The organism is uncultured Caballeronia sp., assembly GCF_964243625.1.
Taxonomy (GTDB): Bacteria; Pseudomonadota; Gammaproteobacteria; order Burkholderiales; family Burkholderiaceae; genus Caballeronia.
The window spans coordinates 1-6,608 of sequence record NZ_CAXTGZ010000341.1 but is presented as its reverse complement, the minus strand read 5'-3'; the positions used below and the strand labels follow the sequence as shown (position 1 = coordinate 6,608).

Here is a 6,608-nt window from a genome sequence, read left to right as displayed (position 1 = left end):
GCCGTTATAGGCGCCGCAGCGGCACAGGTTGCCACTCATTCGTTCACGCAGCTCGGTGTCGGTGAGTGCGAAGCCCTCCGCAGCCACGTCGTCGCTGACATAGCTTGGCACGCCGCGCTTCAATTCCTCGACCATGCCGATCGCCGAGCAGATCTGCCCGGGGGTACAGTAGCCACACTGGAAACCATCGTGTTCGACGAAGGCGGCCTGCAGCGGGTGAAGCTTGCCCGGTTCGCCCAGTCCTTCAATCGTGGTGATTTCGCAATCTGAATACTGCACCGCCAACGCGAGGCAACTGTTGATGCGTGTCCCGTTGACGAGCACGGTGCACGCGCCACATGCGCCCTGATTGCAACCCTTTTTTGCGCCGAACAGGTGACGCTGCTCACGCAGCAAATCGAGGAGCGATGTCCTCGGGTCGAACTCCAGCTCTAGCTCGTTGCCGTTGATGACGAAGTGCATGCTTGTTCCCTCAAGTTAGGGATTACGTCGTGGGGTGATGTCTGCCGGCCGTCACGTTCAAGAACCGATGTCGGGCGGCTCGGGGCTTGGCAGGGCCGGGGGCGATCGCCGGGAGCCGACGGTGGAACCACACCGGCTGATCGATACTGCCACCCGAGCTTTTGAACGCAGCAATTCCCGGGCCTTGGCGTGCTGGATGGCGTTCGCAGCCAAGGCGCGTCATAGGCGGCTCTAATCAAACCGATTCTCGGCGCAAGGATGCCGATTCGGCCTCCAGTATGCGACCTATACTAATTCCGAGAACGTAACCGGCTAAAACGCACAACTTTCCCGCGATTTTCGAACCCTCTGCCTGGAGCTTTGAATCATGGATCCGTTGACATCGGCACTGCCCGCAGCGTTCAAGGCTGTCCAGATCGATAGTTTCGGCGGTATCAGTTCAATGCAATACCGGAACGTTCCGCTCGAGCGCCCTGCGGCAGGTCAGGTTCTGCTGCGTGTCGCGGCTGCCGGAGTCGGACCATGGGATGCGTGGATCCGCTCGGGCAACAGCGTCTTGCCCCAACCGCTTCCTCTGACATTGGGTTCGGACATTGCCGGAACCGTCGTGACCACAGGAGAAGGGGTAAGCGGATTATCGGCAGGAGACGATGTCTTCGGCGTGACCAATCCAAGATTCACGGGTGCATATGCCGAATACGCGCTTGCGGATGCGGGCATGATCGCGCGCAAACCTTCCACGCTGAGCTTCGAGGAAGCGGCGTCCGTGCCCGTCATAGCAGTCACGGCGTGGCAGATGCTTTTCGAACAGGCACGACTGAAGAAAGGCGACCGGGTTCTCGTATTGGGCGGAGCCGGCAACGTCGGCGCGTTTGCCGTTCAACTGACCCGCCGTGCAGGCGCCTTCGTTATAGCCAGTGCATCGCACCGGGATGCGGACCTTGTGATGTCGCTTGGCGCAGATCAGGTGTTTGATACCCGCGAACAATCATTCGATGAATACCAGCACTCCGTCGATGTCGTGATTGACTTGATCGGCGGGGAGACGCTTGACCGTTCCTTTGAAACTGTCAAACCTGGGGGCAAGGTGATATCGGCTGCCGCTGAACCCAATGCCGAGCGGGCAGCGGCGGCTGAAGTAAGCGCGAACTTCATGTTGGTCAGGGTCAACACTGCAACGCTTATCGCGCTTTCCGAGTTGCTGGAAACGGGAGCGCTCAAAACACGCGTTGGTGAAGTTCTGCCGTTGCCGGAGGCTCGGGTAGCTCATGAGATGCTTGAGGGCCGCAAGCATGCGCCGGGGAAAATCGTGCTTGTTCCGTGACGCCGGCATTGAACCGCTGACGAAATCCGCATCAATTCGTACTGTTTCACTATTTAGGTTAACGAAGGATATCGCACCAACTGAAAGTCGCCACTGGCTCGCCTTGTTGCATCGCAACTCACCTAAAACCTGGAGGTCGCCAAATGATGATCAACACACTTGTATCGGCCGCGGCGTTGGCGGCGTCGATGGCAATCATCCCTGCCGCTGCGGTCGCGCAGAATGAGAACCTCGTGCGCGAAACCATCACGCCTGCGTTCGCGGATGCGCTTCCCAACGTGCCCGGCAAGACTATCTCCGCGATCGTCGTCGATTACCCGCCCGGCGCCAAGTCCATTCCACACCGTCATGGGCAGGCCTTTGTTGTCGGCTACGTACTCCAGGGCCAGATTCGCAGCCAGTTGGGCAATGGCGCGTCCCTTGTCTATAACGCCGGCGAGCATTGGACTGAAGCGCCCGGCGTTCATCACACCGTCAGCGAAAATGTGAGCGCTTCCGCGCCGGCAAAATTGCTGGCGATCTTCGTCGCCGATACAAAGGACAAGAATCTGGTCATCTGGGACAAGAAGTGAATCTTCGTTCCGTGGTGTGCCTTGCCCACCTCGGCTCCTGCAAAAGGGCAGTTTTATTCAATACACGCGCTCGTTCACCACTTAACTTCGGGATGTCGTTCACGTCTGACTTGTCCGAAGCCCATGAACCAGTTCTTATCGATGTCCGCGTTTGCACTTGTCTGCTCGATCACGCCCGGCCCGGTCAATCTCGTTGCACTCAGCATCAGCGTGCGCAGCGGCGTCGGCGCTGCAATGCGGCACGTGACCAGCGCGACGATTGGTTTCACCGTGCTGCTTCTGCTGATTGGTCTTGGTCTGAATCAGGTCCTGGCGCACTGCCCGCAACTGATGCAAATCATTCAGTGGGCAGGCGTCGTGTACCTGTTGTTCATGGCCTGGCAGCTTGCACGCGACGACGGCAGGCTCGCCACCAATCAAACCGATGAAAAAGCATCGGCCGCCTCAGGAGCCGCGATGCAATGGCTCAACCCGAAGGCATGGCTTGCATCGACAGCGGGAATGGGTGCTTATGCGGCAAATGGCGACACGTTCATGGTTTGGCGCTTCACAGCGCTGTTCTTCGGCATCTGCTTTGCATCGCTTTCGTGCTGGGCCGTAGCGGGAACATTGCTGCGCCCGCATCTGCATGAGCCGGCGCGCGTGCGGGTTTTCAACCGCGCAATGGCCGTCCTGCTTGCCGTCAGCGCAATCTGCCTTTTGAAAAGCTAGCGGCCTGCAAACAATTTCGCAATCAGCCGCGATACTGCCCCGGGGTCGCCGCGACAAGCTGCCGGAATACCCGATGCAGATGCGCCTGGTCGGCGAAACCGGCGTCGGCGGCGACTTCGGCGATCGGCCGGCCGCGTTTCAACTCGGCGCGACTGAATTCGACGCGGCAATTGACCAGATACGCGTGCGGCGTCATTCCGTAGCGGGACTTGAACGCGCGGATCAGATATGACGCCGACAGTTGCGCCGCCGTGCAGATCTCGTCGAGCGAAAGCGAGCGCGTGCGATGCGCGCGGATGTATTGCACCGCGCGTTCGAGCTTGTGAGACTTATCTTTTGCCTGCGCGGGGGCGGGATTCAGCCAACGGTGTGCATCGTCGATAAACTCGATTACAGCGCTGTGCTTTTGCAGCGGGTCAGCAAACTTGTCGATCAGCGTCGCGTAGAGCCGGTTCAGCCCGGCGTAGAGCTCGGGCTGCCAGCTCGCCGCGGTCGAGAAGGCACGAAACCCTTCGTCGTGGCTGAAGCCAAGATCATGCTGGAGGGACGTGAGCCATGCCGTATCGATATTCAACATCCGATAAGACCATGGCCGGTCATCGAGCGGGTTGCACGCGTGCACGTCGTGCGGATTCATCAGCACGACCGCGCCCGGTCCCACGCGCTGACTCGCGCGCCCGCTCTCATAGATACTCTCGCCACCCCTCACCGCGCCGATCGAGAACGTCTCGTGGGCGTGCCTGCCGTAGCTGATCTTGCGGCCATCGTCGATTGCGCGGGCTTCAATGAACGGCAGCCTGGCGTCTCGCCAGAAACGTGGAGTCGATACGCGAAGAGAGCTTGGCGCCACGGACAGTTCCCCTGGGTCTTCGATGAGTCATGCGTCGTTGAGCAATGAATGAGCAACGAACGCCGCGCATGCAGCCACGGCGCCGGACGATTCTATCGTGGATCATTACGCCCTCTCTCGAAGCAATCGAGCGTTCGACTTCGGCATATCATTTCCCTGAACCGACGCATCGGCGGCCGGAGGCCGCCTTATGAAGCGCTGATAAACCCCAATCCGATGCGATCAAAACCTCTTGGACAGGGAGACAAAGATGAAAGTCGAAGGTAGTTGCCATTGCGGTGCAATCGCTTACGAGGCCATCATCGATCCACAAAAGGCCGGCGTTTGCCATTGCACCGATTGCCAGACGCTCTCCGGCGCGCCCTTCCGCGCGAGCGTTCCTGCTGCGGCCGAAGACTTCCGGATCTTGCGCGGCCAGCCGAAGATCTACATCAAGACGGCCGAATCCGGTTCACGACGCGCCCAGGCCTTTTGCGCCGAGTGCGGCACGCCGATCTATGCCTCGGCCGCCGATAACCCCACCCAGTTCAATCTCCGCCTCGGCGCGATCGCGCAGCGCGCCCGGATCCCCGGGCTAAAGCAAGGTTGGTGCAGCTCGGCGCTTGCGTGGGCGCGGAACATTGAAGATCTGCCGGAATCGTCGCAACGCTAAAATCCGGGCGATTGGCGGCTGGAAACACACCAGAAAGCTGCGGTACTGGGCGACGGCTTGGTCGCCCAAATTACGCTCATCGAACGGCCGATGCCCGCCTCAGGGCAAAATACGGGTTTCGCGGTCACAACGCGCCCCGGCAATCTGCCGGTGGTGCGCAGCTTGCAATCACATTACCGAACCGGAAAACGCCGCCAGACCCAGGGCCTTTGTCCCCGCCGGCGTAAAAGGACAGCCGCGGACGGCCAGTCCCGGCGCGTTCGTCGAAGAGCACATCAGGAGTCGTTTATGAGTGATTTGAATGCGTCGTTCCTCAGCAGGTTTTCTCTCGCCGTGGGAACGTTCTTCGCCATTTTGGGCGACCGCGAAGTCGCAGCCGGCGTGCGCCGCGTGCGCAACGGCGAAACCGTAGCGCCGGCGCCCACCGCGGCGCCAACGCCGGCACCAGCGCCCGCCCCCGTCGTCCGGACCATAAAAGAAGCCACTCCCGACGCCGCCCTCCAGCTTCTCGGCCTGCTGCAACGCGATGCGCGTTTTATCGATTTCATCGAGGAAGACGTCGCCGCCTATTCCGATGCCGAGATCGGCGCGGCCGCGCGCCTCGTGCACGATGGCTGCCGCACGACCCTGCGCGAACATTTCAGCATTCGCCCGGTGCGCACGGAGGCCGAAGGCAGCCGCGTGACGCTGCAGGACGGCTTCGATGCCACCGCCGTGCGTCTCACCGGCAACGTGGTCGGGCAAGCGCCGTTCAGCGGCAACCTGAGCCATCGCGGCTGGAAAGTCGATCAGGTGCGCCTGCCGAAGCTGACGGAAAGCCACGATGCATCGGTGATCGCACCAGCCGAGGTGGAGTTATGAGCGACGCACGATATTCGATCGGCATCGATCTGGGCACGACGCATTGCGCGCTGTCGTATGTCGATCTCACCGCAAGCGAAGGCGAGAAGACCACGCAAAGCGTCTTGCCGATCACGCAGCTCACCGGGCCAGGGGCGATCGAAGAGCTCGAGTTGCTGCCGTCGTTTCTGTATCTGCCGCATCCGAGCGAATTGGCTCCCGGCGACCTGAACCTGCCGTGGACCGCCGAGCGTGATTTCGCTGTCGGCGAACTGGCGCGAAATCGCGGCGCGGCGACGCCGATCCGGCTGGTATCGAGTGCAAAAAGCTGGCTGTGCCATCCGGGCGTCGACCGGCGCGCGGCCATTTTGCCCAACGACGCGCCGCCCGAAGTCACGCGCGTCTCGCCGCTCGAAAGCTCGGTGCGCTATCTGACGCATCTGCGCGAAGCGTGGAACCACGCCCATCCCGATGCGCCGTTCAGCGAGCAGGAAATCACCGTCACGATTCCCGCCTCCTTCGATCCCGCCGCACGCGACCTGACCGCCGAGGCGGCGGAGGCAGCGGGTTATGGCCGCATGACCCTGCTTGAAGAACCGCAAGCCGCGCTTTATAGCTGGATCGAGATGAGCCAAGGACAGTGGCGCAAGCAAGTCCGGGTCGGCGACGTAATCCTTGTCGTCGATGTCGGCGGCGGCACCACCGACTTCTCGCTGATCGCGGTGATCGAACGTGAGGGGAATCTCGAGTTGCATCGGATCGCAGTGGGCGAGCACATCCTGCTCGGCGGCGACAACATGGACCTCGCGCTCGCCTACGTGGTCGCGCGCAAGCTCGCGACGCAAGGCACGCAGCCCGACGCATGGCAACTTCGCGCGCTCACTTACGCGTGCCGGTCGGCCAAGGAAACGCTGCTCACCGATCCCGCCACGGAAACCGTGCCGCTCGTCGTGCCAAGCCGTGGATCGAAGCTGATCGGCGGTTCGATCCGCACGGAACTCACGCGCGCGGAACTCACGCAGACCATTCTGGACGGCTTCTTCCCGCAAGCCGACCGCGCCGACCGGCCGGTAAGCCGTGCGCGAGTGGGCCTTACGCAACTCGGTCTGCCGTATGCGCAGGACGCCGCCATTCCGCGCCATCTCGCCGCATTCCTGGGCCGTCAGGTCAACGCGCTCAATGAGATCGAAGGCCTGC

8 protein-coding genes are annotated in these 6,608 nt (G+C 61.6%); 6 read left to right on the top strand and 2 right to left on the bottom strand.

The features are described from left to right. A partial coding sequence (locus tag ACFFAR_RS21005; protein WP_375508389.1) for a 2Fe-2S iron-sulfur cluster-binding protein occupies positions 1-462 on the bottom strand: 462 nt, incomplete at its 3' end. A gap of 367 nt (positions 463-829) precedes the next feature. On the opposite strand from ACFFAR_RS21005, the gene ACFFAR_RS21000 reads away from it, so the two are divergent. The 3 genes from ACFFAR_RS21000 to ACFFAR_RS20990 all read left to right on the top strand — a co-directional run bounded on the left by ACFFAR_RS21000 (position 830) and on the right by ACFFAR_RS20990 (position 3,069). After that, a complete protein-coding gene (locus tag ACFFAR_RS21000; RefSeq protein WP_375508388.1) occupies positions 830-1,786 on the top strand; it encodes an NADP-dependent oxidoreductase in 957 nt (318 codons plus the stop codon). A gap of 143 nt (positions 1,787-1,929) precedes the next feature. Then, positions 1,930-2,358, top strand: a complete 429-nt coding sequence (locus tag ACFFAR_RS20995) for a cupin domain-containing protein (protein WP_174364850.1) — start codon at positions 1,930-1,932, stop codon at positions 2,356-2,358. Positions 2,359-2,481: 123 nt separating this feature from the next. Then, on the top strand, positions 2,482-3,069 hold the full coding sequence (locus ACFFAR_RS20990) for a LysE family transporter (protein ID WP_174364851.1): 588 nt from the start codon (positions 2,482-2,484) through the stop codon (positions 3,067-3,069). Positions 3,070-3,091: 22 nt separating this feature from the next. Here the strand turns inward: ACFFAR_RS20990 and ACFFAR_RS20985 are convergent, their stop codons facing one another. Continuing rightward, a complete protein-coding gene (locus tag ACFFAR_RS20985; RefSeq protein ID WP_375508387.1) occupies positions 3,092-3,919 on the bottom strand; it encodes an AraC family transcriptional regulator in 828 nt (275 codons plus the stop codon). Between the two features lie 250 nt (positions 3,920-4,169). Here ACFFAR_RS20985 and ACFFAR_RS20980 point away from each other — a divergent pair, with 250 nt between their 5' ends. The 3 genes from ACFFAR_RS20980 to ACFFAR_RS20970 form a co-directional block, all read left to right on the top strand. Continuing rightward, a complete protein-coding gene (locus tag ACFFAR_RS20980; RefSeq protein WP_174364852.1) occupies positions 4,170-4,571 on the top strand; it encodes a GFA family protein in 402 nt (133 codons plus the stop codon). A 288-nt stretch (positions 4,572-4,859) separates the two neighbouring features. After that, positions 4,860-5,432 carry a DUF2760 domain-containing protein gene (locus ACFFAR_RS20975; protein WP_086381583.1) on the top strand — a complete coding sequence of 191 codons (573 nt, stop codon included), beginning with the start codon at positions 4,860-4,862 and terminating at the stop codon, positions 5,430-5,432. Further along, positions 5,429-6,608: Hsp70 family protein (locus ACFFAR_RS20970; RefSeq protein WP_375508386.1), on the top strand; the 1,180-nt coding region annotated here is incomplete at its 3' end. The genes ACFFAR_RS20975 and ACFFAR_RS20970, both read left to right, overlap by 4 nt.